Source organism: Kitasatospora sp. SUK 42 (assembly GCF_015776785.2).
GTDB lineage: Bacteria > Actinomycetota > Actinomycetes > Streptomycetales > Streptomycetaceae > Kitasatospora.
Map to the genome: position 1 here is coordinate 537925 of NZ_LFMD02000003.1, position 14452 is coordinate 552376.

General features: G+C 74.6%; 12 protein-coding genes. 7 read left to right on the forward strand and 5 right to left on the reverse strand.

The features are described from left to right. Positions 1–422: 422 nt before the first annotated feature. The 4 genes from RZ50_RS12100 (at position 423) to RZ50_RS12115 (ending at position 6015) form a co-directional block, all read left to right on the forward strand. Positions 423–965 (forward strand): carbonic anhydrase, encoded by a 543-nt coding sequence (locus RZ50_RS12100; protein WP_196947943.1) that lies wholly within the window; start codon positions 423–425, stop codon positions 963–965. A 256-nt stretch (positions 966–1221) separates the two neighbouring features. After that, positions 1222–2268: a MoxR family ATPase gene (locus RZ50_RS12105; RefSeq protein ID WP_196947944.1), complete on the forward strand. Its 1047-nt coding sequence runs from the start codon at positions 1222–1224 to the stop codon at positions 2266–2268. Position 2269: 1 nt separating this feature from the next. Continuing rightward, positions 2270–3592: a DUF58 domain-containing protein gene (locus tag RZ50_RS12110; protein WP_308271600.1), complete on the forward strand. Its 1323-nt coding sequence runs from the start codon at positions 2270–2272 to the stop codon at positions 3590–3592. Next, positions 3589–6015, forward strand: coding sequence for a DUF3488 and transglutaminase-like domain-containing protein (locus RZ50_RS12115; protein WP_196947945.1), 2427 nt, complete (start codon positions 3589–3591; stop codon positions 6013–6015). The genes RZ50_RS12110 and RZ50_RS12115 overlap by 4 nt, the downstream gene beginning before the upstream one ends. 94 nt (positions 6016–6109) lie before the next feature. Here the strand turns inward: RZ50_RS12115 and RZ50_RS12120 are convergent, their stop codons facing one another. The 3 genes from RZ50_RS12120 to RZ50_RS12130 form a co-directional block, all read right to left on the reverse strand. Then, positions 6110–6499 (reverse strand): DUF3040 domain-containing protein, encoded by a 390-nt coding sequence (locus RZ50_RS12120; protein WP_188305497.1) that lies wholly within the window; start codon positions 6497–6499, stop codon positions 6110–6112. A gap of 467 nt (positions 6500–6966) precedes the next feature. Further along, complete coding sequence (locus RZ50_RS12125; protein ID WP_196947953.1) at positions 6967–7722, reverse strand: methyltransferase domain-containing protein; 756 nt, start codon at positions 7720–7722, stop codon at positions 6967–6969. Between the two features lie 91 nt (positions 7723–7813). Beyond that, entirely contained in the window at positions 7814–8362 is a 549-nt protein-coding gene (locus tag RZ50_RS12130; RefSeq protein ID WP_374199944.1) for an SAV_6107 family HEPN domain-containing protein, read from the reverse strand. 701 nt (positions 8363–9063) lie between these two features. On the opposite strand from RZ50_RS12130, the gene RZ50_RS12135 reads away from it, so the two are divergent. Both RZ50_RS12135 and RZ50_RS12140 read left to right on the forward strand, forming a co-directional pair. Then, entirely contained in the window at positions 9064–9681 is a 618-nt protein-coding gene (locus RZ50_RS12135; protein ID WP_196947947.1) for a DUF4126 domain-containing protein, read from the forward strand. Between the two features lie 11 nt (positions 9682–9692). After that, a complete protein-coding gene (locus RZ50_RS12140; protein ID WP_196947948.1) occupies positions 9693–11192 on the forward strand; it encodes an NAD(P)/FAD-dependent oxidoreductase in 1500 nt (499 codons plus the stop codon). Positions 11193–11208: 16 nt separating this feature from the next. On the opposite strand, the gene RZ50_RS12145 is transcribed toward RZ50_RS12140, so the two are convergent. Together RZ50_RS12145 and metF are read right to left on the reverse strand one after the other, a co-directional pair. Further along, complete coding sequence (locus RZ50_RS12145) at positions 11209–12060, reverse strand: hypothetical protein (protein WP_196947949.1); 852 nt, start codon at positions 12058–12060, stop codon at positions 11209–11211. A gap of 177 nt (positions 12061–12237) precedes the next feature. Continuing rightward, on the reverse strand, positions 12238–13152 hold the full coding sequence (gene metF, locus RZ50_RS12150) for a methylenetetrahydrofolate reductase [NAD(P)H] (protein ID WP_196947950.1): 915 nt from the start codon (positions 13150–13152) through the stop codon (positions 12238–12240). Positions 13153–13326: 174 nt separating this feature from the next. On the opposite strand from metF, the gene RZ50_RS12155 reads away from it, so the two are divergent. Beyond that, positions 13327–14433: a polyprenyl synthetase family protein gene (locus RZ50_RS12155; RefSeq protein WP_308271601.1), complete on the forward strand. Its 1107-nt coding sequence runs from the start codon at positions 13327–13329 to the stop codon at positions 14431–14433. Positions 14434–14452 lie beyond the last annotated feature (19 nt).

Genomic DNA, 14452 nt, shown 5'->3' on the forward strand with positions numbered 1-14452 from the left:
GGGAAGGCGTGGCCGCCCGGCGCCGGGGAAGGTGCGCCAGGTGAGCACGGAGCGGGAGGAGGCCACGGGCCGGGTCGATCGGGCACACCGGCCGACGAGGCCCGGTTGACGGGCTCGGGCGGGTGTGCTCAACTGCGGCGCAACTCTATCGCGCGGGCCCCGGCAGTCAATGGTCCGCTCCGGCGCACCACCCGGGCGGCGGTACCGATCGCCGCAGGTCGCGGCCGTCCGCACGCGCCGGTCGAAGCGCCCTCCCGGGGGCTCGTGCGGACGCCGCGCGCCCCACCCGGTGAAGGGGGGCGAACCCACTCCGGGACCAGACGGACAAACCCTCCCGTTGTCGCTATGCGCTCGATCACAGCGGCCTGTTCTGTAGCTCTTCACCCCACCGCGGAACCGGGTCCCGCACTAACGTCGCCCCCATGACAGTGACCCCCGACCGGCCCACGCCGACCGCCGCTGCCGACTCCGAGAACCCCACCATCATCGACCGCTTCGTCACGGCCAACCGCGAGTACGCGGTGACCTTCCGGGACGGCGGCATGGACGCCCGCCCCGTACAGAGGATCGCCGTGGTGGCGTGCATGGACGCCCGCCTCGACCTGTTCGCGGCGCTCGGCCTCGAACTGGGCGACGCACACGTCATCCGCAACGCCGGAGGCGTCGTCACCGACGACACCATCCGCTCCCTGACCATCAGCCAGCGCGCCCTCGGCACCCGCTCGATCGCGCTCATCCACCACACGGGGTGCGGCCTGCTCGGGCTCACCGAGGACTTCCGCCGCGAGCTGGAACTGGAGGTCGGCCAGCGCCCGCAGTGGGCGGTGGAGGCCTTCGTCGACCTGGACGGCGACGTCCGCCAGTCCATGCAGCGGGTGCGCACCTCCCCCTTCCTCCCGCACACCGACGACGTGCGCGGATTCGTCTTCGACGTCCACACCGGCCTGCTGCGCGAGATCGCCTGACACCCGCTCACCCGCGCGACCGCCCGGCCAACGGAGTCCGGGCATTCGGGGACGGCCGAATGGTGACTTCTGGCCACCCCGCGGGGGAGAATGCGCCTGCCGGTCGGACCCCGAACCACCTGGGGCGGCCGGGCCGCAGGCCGCCTCACCGGCGCCGGATCCGCGTACGGAACCGCCCCCGGGACGGCCGCGTCAAGCATGGGGTGGGGTCCGGCCTCGGGTGAGGCGGGCACAGCGTGCCAGGGAGCGTAAACGGGTGACGAGCTACAGCGATCAGGCCGGTCTCGGCAGTCCTGCGGGGGGCGAGCAGAGGGCGAACGAACACCACCGGGCCGGGCTCCCCGAACTCGCCGCGGTCGTGGAGCGCGTCCGCGCCAACATCGAGAGCGTGATCGAGGGCAAGCCGGAGGCCGTCCGGATCGCCCTGACCGTCCTGCTCGCCGAAGGCCACCTGCTGCTGGAGGACGTTCCCGGCGTCGGCAAGACCATGCTGGCCAAGGCGCTCGCCCGGTCCGTCGACTGCACGGTGCGACGCATCCAGTTCACCCCCGACCTGCTGCCCTCGGACGTCACCGGCACCAACATCTACGACCAGCAGCGGCACGACTTCGAGTTCCGCCCGGGCGCGATCTTCGCCCAGATCGTGGTCGGCGACGAGATCAACCGTGCCTCGCCCAAGACCCAGTCCGCGCTGCTGGAGTCCATGGAGGAGCGCCAGGTCACCATCGACGGCACCAGCTACGAGCTGCCCTCGCCGTTCATGGTCGTGGCCACCCAGAACCCGGTCGAGATGGAGGGCACCTACCCCCTCCCGGAGGCCCAGCGGGACCGCTTCATGGCCCGCGTCTCGATGGGATACCCCAGCCCCGAGGCCGAGTTCGCGATGCTCGACGTGCACTCCGGCGCCAACCCGCTGGAGGACCTCCAGCCGGTCGCGCACGCCGCCGACATCCTCAAGCTGGTCGACCTGGTCCGCTCCGTGCACATCGCCGACCCGGTCCGGCGCTACGCCGTCGACCTGGTCGGCGCCACCCGCACCAGCCCCGAGCTGCGCCTGGGCGCCTCGCCGCGCGCGACCCTGCACCTGGTCCGGGCCGCCCGCGCCGCCGCCGCGCTGGACGGACGCGACTACGTCACCCCGGACGACATCCAGCGCCTGGCCGTCCCCGTCCTCGCGCACCGCCTGATGCCGACCGCCGAGACCCAGCTCAGCCGCCGCACCTCCGAACAGATCGTGACCGACCTGGTCGCCCGGCTGCCGCTGCCGCGCCCGCAGGGCGGCCCGGCCGTCCGGAGGGGCTGAGGTGGCCTCGTCCGACCAGACGGGCGGGCTGCGGGCCGGACTCCGCGGCCTCACCACCCGGGGCCGCTCCTTCCTCGCGGCCGGACTGACCGCGATGCTCTGCGCCTACCTGCTCGACCAGGACGCACTGCTGCGCGTCGGCGTGCTGCTCGCCGGGCTGCCGCTGGTGGCCGCCCTGGTGGTCGCCAACACCCGCTACCGGGTGGCCAGCGGACGCCGGCTCAGCCCGCGCCGGGCGATCGCCGGCCAGGAGGCCCGGGTCCACCTGCGGGTCGACAACGTCTCCCGGGTGCCCACCGGGCTGCTCCTCCTGGAGGACAAGGTCCCGTACGTGCTCGGGCCGCGCCCGCGCTTCGTGCTGGACCGGGTCGAGCCGCAGGGCTTCCGCGAGGTCTCCTACCGGGTCCGCTCCGACCTGCGCGGGCGCTACCCGCTCGGGCCGCTCCAGCTGCGGCTGTCCGACCCGTTCGGGATGTGCGAGGTCAACCGCGCCTTCACCGCCGCCGACGTGCTCACCGTCGTCCCCCAGGTCCAGACCCTGCCGCAGGTACGGCTCAGCGGCGAGTGGGTCGGCCAGGGCGAGAGCCACACCCGCGCGCTGGCGCTGGCCGGCGACGACGACGTGATCCTGCGCGAGTACCGGCCCGGCGACGACCTGCGCCGGGTCCACTGGCGCTCCAGCGCCCGGTACGGCGAACTGATGGTGCGCCGCGAGGAGCAGCCGCAGAAGGCCCGGGCCACCGTGCTGCTGGACACCCGCGAGATCGGCCACCGGGGCAGCGGGCCGGCCTCCTCCTTCGAGTGGGCCGTCAGCTGCGCCGCCTCCGTCGCCGTGCACCTGCTGGAGCGCGGCTACCAGACCCGGCTGCTGACCGACACCGGCCAGTGGGTGCCCGGCCCCGGCACCGGCGGCCACAACAACGCCGCCGACACCTCCGGGCTGATCCTGGACGCCCTCGCGGTAGCCGACCTGTCCGACGGCAGCGGGCTCACCCGCGCCGAGGAGCCGCTGCGCGCCGGCGGCGAGGGCCTGCTGGTCGCGGTCCTCGGCGAGCTGGACGAGGCGCAGACCGCCCGGCTGGCCCGGCTGCGCAGCCGTACCGGCGGGGCGGTCGCCTTCCTGATCGACACCGGCACCTGGGCCGGCCTGCGGATGCTCGCCCCGAACACCGGCGGCGACGAGTTCCGCGACCGGGTCCGGCAGCTGCGCGAGGCGGGCTGGACGGTCCTGCCGGTCCGGGCCGGCGACTCCGTACCGGACCTGTGGCGGGCCGCCGACGGCGCCAAGACGACCGCCCCCTACCGAGAAGAGGCCGGCGCGTGACCACCCGGGCCAAACTGACCGTGTACTCGGCGCTGGCCACCGCCCTCGCCGCGCTGTGCATGATCCCGCTGCTCACCACGCGCAGCTGGCTCACCCACGCCGTCCTGGTGATCGCCGTGATCGGGGCGGTCGGCGCCGGCCTGCGCCGCCTCCCGCTGTACCGCTGGACGGTTCCGGTCGCGCAGCTGCTGGTGCTGTTCCTGCTGATGGTGATCGGCTTCGGCGGCAGCGTGCTGCCCGGACCGGTCTCGATGCACACACTGGGCCAGGTCTTCTCCACCGGCCTCGACGACATCAGGGAGTACGCCATCCCGGCGCCTCCCACCCAGGGCCTGCGGCTGATCCTGGTCACCGCGGTCGGTGCGATCGCCGTCCTGGTGGACACCATCGCGGTGACCTACCGGCGCTCGGCGCTGGCCGGGCTGCCGCTGCTGGCGCTGTACTCGGTCGGCAACGGCCTGGCCGGGGACCACGGCAGCTGGTTCTGGTTCGGCCTCGCCGCGCTCGGCTACCTGGTGCTGCTGTTCGCCGAGGGCCAGGACCGGGTCTCCCGCTGGGGCCGGGTCTTCCACGGGGGTCCTCGCGACGCGACGGGCTCCGGCCAGGTCAACCCCGGCGGTCGGCAGGTCGGCATGCTGGCACTGGCGCTCGCGCTGCTGCTGCCGGTCTTCCTGCCGCGCTGGGACGGCGGGCTGCTGCACTCCGACTCCGGCGGCACGTCCGGCAAGGGCGGCTCCTCCGGCACCGTGGCGACCAGCCTCGACCCGCTGGTCAGCCTGGAGGCCGCGCTCTCCAAGCCGACCGACACCGAGCTGCTCACCTACACCCTGGACAGCGATCTGGCCGACCAGGTCTACCTGCGCACCGGCTCGCTGGACCAGTTCGACGGCGTCAACTGGAAGCTCAGCAGCACCACCGTCAACGACCTCCCGGTCAACCTGCCCAGCCCCGAGGGCCTCAAGGACGCCAACGTCCCCCGGGTCGAGGGCGACTTCCAGATCAGCGGCCCGCTGGAGAAGAGCTGGCTGCCGATGCCGTACCCGGCGGCCACCGTGCAGGTGCCCAACCGCGGCGACTGGAAGCTCGACCCGCTGACCCGCACCGTGGTGCCGGCCACCGACAAGGCGATGCGCGGCCTGCGGTACCAGGTCTCCGCGCTGGACCTGCGGCCCACCGCCGACGAGCTGCGCACCGCGCCGCCCGCCCCGTCGGACATCCGGGACCGGTACACCGCCGTCCCGTCCGACCTGCCGCCGGTGGTCGCCGAGCAGGCCAGGGCCGTCACCGCCAACGCCCGGAACGACTACGACCGGGCGACGGCGCTGGTGAACTGGTTCACCGGCCCGCGGTTCACGTACGACACCAACATCCCGGGCGGCACCGGCGGCGACGCGATCGCGGTCTTCCTCCGCGACCGCCGGGGCTTCTGCGTGCACTTCGCCTCCACCATGGCGGCGATGGCCCGGGAGCTGAAGATCCCGGCCCGGGTCGCGGTCGGCTTCACCCCCGGCAACAGCAAGGGCGGCAACGTCTACTCGGTCACCGGCCAGATGTACCACGCCTGGCCCGAGCTGTACTTCTCCGGCTACGGCTGGATGCGCTTCGAGCCGACCCCGAGCCGCGGCGTCCCGGCCCGCTACCTGGAGTCGTCCAGCATCCCGACCACCGCGCCCACCCAGCAGCCGTCCGCCGCCGCCTCCAGCTCGGCGGCCGTCCCGGTGCCGACCGCCAGCACGGACTGCACCGCCAAGCAGCGCCAGCTGGGCGAGTGCGGATCGAAGGGCAGGACCGTCTCGCAGGCCTCCCAGGAGTCCTGGCTGCTGTCCGGACAGGTGCTCGGCACCCTGGCCGCGGTGCTCGCGGTGATCGCACTGCTGCTCGTCCCGATGTTCTGGCGCACGGCCCTGCGCCGTCGCCGCCTCGGCGCCGGCGGGCGGCGCCGGCCCGGCGGGGACGGCCCGGCCGAGCTGACCGACGCCCAGGTGCTGGCCGCCTGGGACGAGCTGGTCGACTCCGCCTGGGACGTCGGAATTCCCCCGGACGAGTCACGCACCCCGCGCTCGGCCGCCCGCCGGATCACCGAGACGGCGCACCTGGACGCGGACTCGGCGGCCGCCGCCGGACGGCTGGCGCTGGCCGCCGAGCGGGTGCTCTACGCCCCGCCCGGGCAGGTCACCACGGCTCCGCTGGCCGCCGACGTGCGCGCCGCCCGGCGCGGGCTCCAGGCCGGCGCGGGGCGGGCCGGTCGGGCCCGCGCGGTGCTGCTGCCGCCGTCCTCGGCGCAGCTGTGGTGGCGGACCTCCGACGCGGTGCGGGCGGCCCGGGCGGCCGTCGGCACCCGGATCGGCCGGGCCGTCGAGGCGGTCACCGGCCCGGTGCGGCGGGTGTTCACCAGGCGCAAGCGGTCCACCCCGGAGTCCTGAGGGGCGGCGGGAACACGAAGCGCCGGGGCGGGCAGTCGGTCGACTGCCCGCCCCGGCGCTCGTTCCACGAACCTTACGGCTGAGGAGGACTCCCTCAGAAGCCGCCGGCCTGCTCGTCCCGGCGACGCTGCCAGCGCTGCTCCACCCGGTCCATCATCCCGGCCTTGCGGCGCGGGGCGGCGGCCTGACGGGGGCCGGAGCCCTGGCTCGCGGGCCCGCGGCGCCAGCCGGTCACGGCGAACACCGCACACCCGAGCATCACCAGGAAGCCCACGACGCTGACCCAGATCTGATCCGGAACGACCATGCCGCCCATCAGCAGGCCGATCCCCACCACGAAACCGGCGACGGCCAGGTAGACCCGCCGACGGGTGTAGGTGCGCAGCCCGGTTCCCTCAAGCGCTGACGCGAATTTGGGATCTTCGGCATACAGCGCTCGCTCCATCTGGTCGAGCAGTCGCTGCTCGTGCTCCGAGAGCGGCACGGAGTCCTCCTACTCGTCGGTCGCGGGTGCGACCGGTCCGCCACCCCGCGTCGGGGCGGCAAGTCCAATCAGCCATCGGGCACACGGTCGGACGCCTGTGCGGGGGAACCCGGCCCGTGTCGTCCATATGCCCCACGCATCCGGCTGTCATGCTTTCCGGCTTTACCCAGATCATACGGTCCGTGGGCCCGTTACGGGGTGGTCTGCGCCGCGTGGGACGGGCCACTTCGACCGGGCGGGGCCGCACCCGTCTCAACGCCGGACGACCCGGACAAGTGCCCGATCGAATGGAATGGGCCCGGACCTGGGGAGGTTCGCGAGCGCACCGGGGAGGAGCCCGGGTGTCCGGCAGTCGTCCGGGAGCCGAACCCCCGCCGGACGGTGTGCGAAACGTACGGCGGCGGGAGGCCCCGGAGGGATCCGGACCGGGATCGGGCTGGGGCCCGACCGGGGGCCGGCGCGGGGGATCAGGCCAGGGTGGCCAGCAGGTGCAGCTGGGTGGCCACGGCGTGGAAGGCGGGCTGCGCGGCGGCCGCCGCCTCCAGCTTCAGCAGCGCGTCCATCGCGCCCGGCTCGGTGTCCACCAGCACCCCGGGCACCAGGTCGGCGAAGACCCGTACGCCGTGCACCGACTCCACCCGCAGGCCCGCGCCCTCGGCCAGCCGGTTCAGCTCCTCGCCGGTGAAGCGGCGCGGCATCGGGTCCTGCTCGCCCCAGCGGCCGTCCTCGGCGGAGAGCACCGTACGGGCCTCGTTGAAGTGGCCGGCCAGCGCGCGGGCCAGCACGGCACCGTTGCGGTTGGCGGCCAGCAGGCTGACCAGGCCGCCCTCGCGCAAGGTCCCGGCCAGGCTGCGGAGCGACTCGGCCGGATCGTCCACGACCTCCAGCACGCCGTGGCAGAGCACCGCGTCCACGGTGCCTGGGGCGACCAGCTCGGGCAGCGTCTGGGTGTCGCCCTGGACGGCCCGCACCAGGTCCGTCACCCCGGCCTCGGCGGCCCGGCGCTCCAGCGCGAACAGCGCGTCCGGGCTCGGGTCGACCACGGTGACCCGGTGGCCGAGCCTGGCCACCGGCACGGCGAAGTTGCCGGTGCCGCCGCCGGTGTCGACCACGTCGAGCACCGGCTGGTCCAGCTCGGCCGCCCGCTTTTCGAGGGCTGCCCGCACCACCTCCCACACCACGGCGGTACGCAGGGCACTGCGGGGACGCGTCGGGTACAAGATCGGGCTCCTTGGCACGTGCAGATCGATCAGGATGCCTCCACCTTAAGTGACGGGTGTCCCGCCGTTCACGGCCGACGGGTCGCCGTTCCGTTCACGGCCGGGGCTCCTCGCCGTCCAGCGGCAGCCGCGGCGCGGGCGGAGCCGCGTGCAGGCCGAGCAGGCGCTCGACCAGGCGCAGGAACAGGGCGGAGTTGCGGATCAGGTCGTCGGCGTCGCGGGCCGAGGCGGCGCCCCGGATCCCGGCCTCGGCGGCGGCCCGGCGGCGGGCGCCGGCGCCGTAGTAGACCGCCCACTCGGCCAGCTCGGGGGCCACCTCGGGCAGTACCTCCCAGGCGCTGCGGATGGCCTTGCGCCTTCGCGGGCTCTTCTCGGGCCGTCCGCGCACGGCCAGCACGGCCGCCACCGTGCGCAGCGCGGCCAGGTGGGCGGTGGCGTAGCGCTCCAGCGGGTCCTCCAGCGCGCGAGCGCGGACGAGCGTGCGGTGGGCGTCGGCGAGCAGATCGAGGGCGGCCGGCGGGGCGGCGACCCGGCGCAGCACGGGGTGGACGTCCCGGCTGGCGGAGCGGTCACCGGAGGGACCCGGGGAGTACGGCAGGGCGGCGGAGTGGAGGCGGGCGGTGACGGGCTCAGGATGGCTGATGGTCATGGTCTCCCCCGTTCCGAGGCAGCGCGCGGACCGGGTGGTCCGTGCTCCCCCATCGTGAACGGCACCACTGACAATCCGGCCCCGGCTCATCGCCCGGTCGGCGCAACGGTGAAGCGGCGTGTCCGTGCAGCGGCGCAGCGGCGAAGTGGCGCAGCGGCGCTCGGGCGTACCGGCGGCGGGCGCGGGACCTCCCCCGGTGCCGCGCCGCCGCCGTGTGCCCTCACCCCCGCCGCCCCCCACCGGGCGGCGAAGGCGAACTCCCCCGTTCAGTGGCCGGTCTCCCCCCGGCCCGCTCCGCCGCCCCGTGCCGGCGGTGCGGGGCCCGTGACCGGCACCCGTGGCGGACCATCCGCCGCCGTCCCCCCGGGCCCTCCCGGCCGAAGAGGACGGACGGATCCGCCACCCCGGGGGGCCCGGCGCCCGACGCGCCGCCCTCCCGGGTGCCACCACTTTCCCGTCCCGGCAGGTCGGGGGGCCATCCGCTGAGGTACTCAACCGCGGATCTGAGTATCCGTACTCAGACGATTCCGGCCCCGCTCCCGAGTCCCGGCCCGGTCCAGGTCCCGGGGTCGGAACCGGCGCGGCGGCCCGGGGCGTCCCAGGGTCCCGGTACGGTACGGCGGAGCCGGGGCGGTCCGGCCCCGGTCCGCGAACCGCGCGGATGCGCGGACCGGGAGTGCGAGGAGGAGGACGCGATGACGGTCCTGCCGCTGATCTTCACCAGCGGACTGGCCAGCGGCATCAACGCGTACGCGGTGGTGCTGCTGCTCGGCCTGCTGGGCCGCTTCGCCGGGGCGGAGTCCGTCCCGCACGCCCTGGAGCGCACCGACGTGCTGGTCGCGGCGGCCGTGCTGTTCCTGCTGGAGGCGGTGGCCGACAAGATCCCGTACGTGGACACCGTCTGGGACGCCGTCCACACGGTGGTCCGGCCGATCGCGGGGGCCGTCGTGGGCGCGCTGCTCGCGAGCACCGACCCGGGCTCGCTCAACGAGGTCGCGGCGGGCGCGATGGGCGGCACCACGGCGCTGGTCACCCACCTGGTGAAGGCCTCGCTGCGGATGGCCGTCAACACCTCGCCCGAGCCGGCCAGCAACATCGTGGTCAGCCTCCTGGAGGACCTCTCGGTGGCCGGCCTGGTCACCCTGGCGATCTTCCACCCCTGGCTGGCCGCCTCGATCGCCGCCGTACTGCTGGCCGCCGGCCTGCTGCTGGTGTGGCTGGCGATCAGCCGGATCCGCGCCTTCCGCGCCCGCCGCCGCGAACGCCGGGCCGCCCGGGCGGCCGAGGCGGGTTCGTACGCCGGGCAGCCCTAGGATCGGGTGCCATGGCAAAGATCGTCATCATCGGCGCAGGAATGAGCGGGCTCGCGGCGGCCTCCCGGCTGGCGACCCTCGGTCACCGGGTGACGGTCTGCGAGGCGGGCGGCACGTACGGCGGCATGGTCGGCCGCTACGAGCGCGACGGCTTCGCCTTCGACACCGGGCCCGGCCTGCTCACGCTCCCCGCCGTCTACCGCGACCTCGCGCTGAAGACCGGCAAGGAGCCGCTGGAACAGCTGGTCGAACTGGCGCCGGTGGACCCGGAGAGCCGGCACCTGTTCCCCGACGGCACCGCCGTCAGCCTGCCCAACGCCTCGCGCGGCGGCGTCAGCCAGGCCCTGGACGCCGCCTTCGGCGCGGGTTCCGGCGCCCTCTGGAGCGAGGTGATGAACCGCGGCCGCGCGGTCTGGGAGGCCACCCGTCGCCCCCTGCTGGAGGAGCCCCTCCCGGCCGACCCGACGCCGCTGCGCACCGACCCGTACCCCGTCCCTCCGCGCACCGGCCTGGCCCGGCTGCGCAAGCCCGTCCCGTGGACCCTCGACACCGTGGCCCGGCGGCAGCTCGGCGGCCACCCCGGCCTGACCGCCCTGCTGGGCGAGCCCGCGCTGCGCTACGGCCTGCCGCCCGGGCAGGCCCCGGCCGGGGCCGCCGTGCTGGCGTACATGGAGCAGTCCTTCGGCGTCTGGTACGTCAAGGGCGGGCTGCGCGCCCTGGCGGACGCGGTGTACCGGCGCTGTGAGCTGCGCAAGGTCGAGTTCCGCTTCGACACGCCCGTCACCCGGGTGATCGTCGAGGAGGGCCGGGCGCGCGGCGTCGAGACGGCGGACGGCCGGATCGACGCCGACCTGGTGGTCTCCGCGATGGACACGGGCGCCCTGTTCCGGCACGGCCTGGCCGACTGGCCGGGGATGCGGCCCGAGGACTGGGAGCCGGTCGAGGTGCCCGGCCGCTTCAGCGTGCTGCTGGCCCTGCGCGGCCCCCGCCCCGAGGGCACCGTGCACCGGACGGTGGTGCACGCGGCCGACCCGGCCGCCGAGGAGAACGCCCTCAGCCTCTCCGGGCCGCCCTGTGAGCGCCCCACCGTGCAGGTGCTCCGCCCCGACGACCCGGCGCTGCGGCCGGACGACGCGCACGAGAGCGTGGTACTGACCGCGACCGTTCCGGCCCAGGACGACGTCGACTGGACCGCGCCCGGCTTCGCCGACCACTACGCCGACCGGCTGCTCGCCCACGTCGACGCGGCCGGTCTGGGCCTGCGCGAGCGGGTGCTGTGGCGGGTCGTGCGCACCCCGGAGGACACCCGCCGGGAGACCGGCGCGCTGTTCGGCGCGGTCGCCCAGCCCGTGCTCGCCGGTTCGCCCGCCCCGTCCTCCGGCCTGAAGGCCGCCAACGAGTCCCCCGTGCCCGGCCTCTACCTGATCGGCGGCGGCGCCCACCCGGGCGGCGGGCTCGCCCGCGTCGGCATGTCCGCCTGCATCGCCGCCGGCCTGATCGGCCCGGCGTAGCGCCGGGCCGCCCGGCTCAGCCCTGCTGCCAGGTGTTCTGCTGCTGGTAGCCGTAGTTCTGGTCGTACGTCGCCTGCTGCGGGATGCCCTGGGTCTGCTGGTCGGGCTGGGGCTGCCACTGCTGCTGGGCGTTCGGGTCCCAGGCGGACGGCTGGGGCTGCTGCTGGTAGCCCGCGTACGGGTCGTGGGGCTGCTGCTGGTAGCCGCCGTAGGGGTCCTGCTGCTGGGGGTAGCCGCCGTAGGACTGCTGGTCGTAGCCGTAGGCGGGCTGCTGCTGGGTCTGCCACTGCTGCTGGTCGTAGCCGGACTGGTAGGCGGCGGCGTACGGGTCCTGCGGCTGCTGCTGGGCCTGCTGCTGCTCGTAGTAGGAGGGGGCGTAGACGCCGTCCTGGGCGAGCTCCTGCATCTCGAAGGCGGCGGTCTGCTCGACCTCGGGGACGGACTCGGCGGCCGTCTCCGCCGACGGGACCGGGACCGGGGCCTCCTCGACCGCGCTGACCTCGCCGACCCGCGGCTTCGCAGCCTCGACGGCCGCGACCGCCGCCGCGCCGCCGGTGAGGGCGCCGAGCAGCGGGACCTTGGCGAGCGGACCGGGCAGGCTGCCGTCGGCCTTCCGCAGGGACCAGCCGGCCTGGTAGCCGCGCTTGACGGAGAGGGTGACGAAGGCCTGGCCGACCGCGAACAGGCCCGCTCCGGCGCCGATCACCACGACCGACCCGAGGGCCATCCCGGCGGCCACACCGAGGAAGCCGGCCAGGGCGAGCGCCCGCCAGTGCAGCGGCGCCCGGTTCTGCAGCAGCACCTCGGCGACCAGCCAGAGCGCCACCACCGCCAACGCGGCGTACAGCAGCAGGTATCCGATGCCCATCCGCGCGCTACCTCCAGTCGCGTGCCCGCGCGCGCCGCGCGTGTGCGGCGACTGTACCGGTTCAACGGCCGGGGTACCGCATCGCGTTCCCGGGCCCGGCGGCACCGGCCGCACACGACCGAGCCCGTCACCGTTCGAACGGTGACGGGCTCGTGAACACCCCTTGGAGGGCTCGGGTCAGCGCTGGTGCAGGCCCAGGTTCTGGTAGATCTCCAGCGTCGCCGTGGAGTGGTTGAGCGTGATGAAGTGCAGACCGGGCGCGCCCTCGGCGAGCAGCCGCTCGGCCATCGCGGTGGCGTGCTCGATGCCGATCGCCCGCAGCGCCGCCGGGTCGTCGATGACGGCCCGCAGCCGCGCCTCCAGGTCGGCCGGGAAGGCCGAGCCGCTGAGCTGCGGGAAGCGCTCCAGCTGCTTGGCGTTGGTCACCGGCATGATCTCCGGGATGATCGGCGCCTCGCAGCCGGCGGCCGTGACCCGGTCGCGCAGCCGCAGGTAGTCGTCCACCTCGAAGAACATCTGGGTGATCGCGTAGTCGGCGCCGGCGCGGATCTTCGCGACGAAGTGCCGGATGTCCTCGTCCCAGTCGGTCGAACGCGGGTGCATGTTCGGCGAGGCCGCGACGCCGACGCAGAAGTCGCCGATGCCCTTGATCAGCTCCACCAGCTCGTACGCGTAGGTGACGCCATCCGGGTGCTTGACCCACTCGCCCCTCGGGTCGCCGGGCGGGTCGCCCCGGACGGCGAGGACGTTCCGGACCCCCTGGTCGGCGTACTGGCCGATGATGTTGCGCAGTTCGGCGATCGAGTGGTCCACCGCGGTGAGGTGGGCGACGGGGGTGAGCGTGGTCTCGGTGGCGATCCGGCCGACCATGTTGACGGTGCGCTCGCGCGAGGAGCCGCCGGCACCGTACGTCATGCAGACGAAGTTCGGGTCCAGCGGCTCAAGGCGCCGGATGGCGTCCCAGAGCTTCTGCTCACCGACCTCCGTGCGCGGGGGCATGAACTCGAAGGAGAAGGAGCGCTTTCCGGCCGCCAGGAGTTCGCGGACCGTCAGTGCGCGATCCGATCTCGTGGAAGCGATGCCGAGTGCCATGCTGGCAGGTTATCCGGCCTTCAAAGCGGCCGGACAACTCGGTTCCACCATGTGGGACAAGCAATGGATGCCCCTCCGGTTCCGTTCCCCACCCGCCCCGGCAGCCACTCGCACGTCCGGTTCCAGCCATCCCGCTACGCTTGCTGCACCCCAGCGAACCAGCGGAGCCTCATCGTGACCTCGTCCAGCACCCGGCCGGCCAACCCCATTGACGTGGAGGACGTCCGCATCCGCGTCAACGCCGCCCTCGCCGCGTTCATGGACGGCCAGTCCGCACTGCTCGGCGGGATCTCGCCGCAGCTGGTGCCCGCCGCCGACGCGCTGCGCGACTTCCTGCTGGACGGCGGCAAGCGGCTGCGCCCGGCCTTCTGCTACTGGGGCTGGCGCGCCGCCGGCGGGCCCGCCGGCGGCGAGGGGATCGCCAACGCGGCGGCCGCGCTGGAGCTGTTGCAGGCCAGCGCCCTGGTGCACGACGACCTGATGGACCGCAGCGACACCCGCCGCGGCCTGCCCTCGATCCACCGCCGTTTCGAGGCCCTGCACCGCGCCAGCGGCTGGCGCGGCGACCGCGAGCAGTACGGCGCCTCGGCGGCGGTGCTGCTCGGCGACCTGCTGCTGATCTGGTGCGACGAGCTGTTCCTGCGCTCGGGCCTGGAGCCGGCCGCGGTGCTGGCCGCCAAGCCGGTCTTCGACCTGATGCGCACCGAGGTCATGCTCGGCCAGTACCTGGACGTGCTGGAGCCGGTCGCCGGGGACTCCACCGACGAGGGCGCGCTGGACCGCGCGCGGACCGTCCTGCACTACAAGTCGGCGAAGTACACCATCGAGCGCCCCCTCCAGGTCGGCGCGCTGCTCGCCGGGGCCGGGCCGGAGCTGGTCGAGGCCCTCGGGGCGTTCGGCCTGCCGCTGGGCGAGGCCTTCCAGCTGCGGGACGACCTGCTCGGCGTCTTCGGGGATCCGGCCGTCACCGGCAAGCCGGCCGGGGACGACCTGCGCGAGGGCAAGCGCACCCTGCTGGTCGCGCACGCGATGCGCGCCCTGCCCGCCGCCGACGCCCGCCACCTGGACGCCCGCCTCGGCGCGCCGGACCTGGCGGCCGAGGAGGTCGCCGCGCTGCGCGACCTGGTCGCCCGCAGCGGCGCGCCCGAGCTGGTGGAGCAGCGGATCGAGCAGCTGATGCGGGAGTCGCTGGCCGCGCTGGAGGCGGCGCCGCTCGCGGACGAACGGGCCCGTACGGTGCTGCTGGCGCTGGCCGAGGCCGCCACCGTCCGCAAGTACTGACAGCACCGGCGGACGGCGG

Bases quoted from the DNA above. Each gene is read 5' to 3' on its own strand.
- RZ50_RS12135 (WP_196947947.1), top strand. From the start codon at position 9,064: ATGACGGTCCTGCCGCTGATCTTCACCAGCGGACTGGCCAGCGGCATC.
- metF (WP_196947950.1), bottom strand. From the start codon at position 13,152: ATGGCACTCGGCATCGCTTCCACGAGATCGGATCGCGCACTGACGGTC.
- RZ50_RS12140 (WP_196947948.1), top strand. From the start codon at position 9,693: ATGGCAAAGATCGTCATCATCGGCGCAGGAATGAGCGGGCTCGCGGCG.
- RZ50_RS12145 (WP_196947949.1), bottom strand. From the start codon at position 12,060: ATGGGCATCGGATACCTGCTGCTGTACGCCGCGTTGGCGGTGGTGGCG.
- RZ50_RS12100 (WP_196947943.1), top strand. From the start codon at position 423: ATGACAGTGACCCCCGACCGGCCCACGCCGACCGCCGCTGCCGACTCC.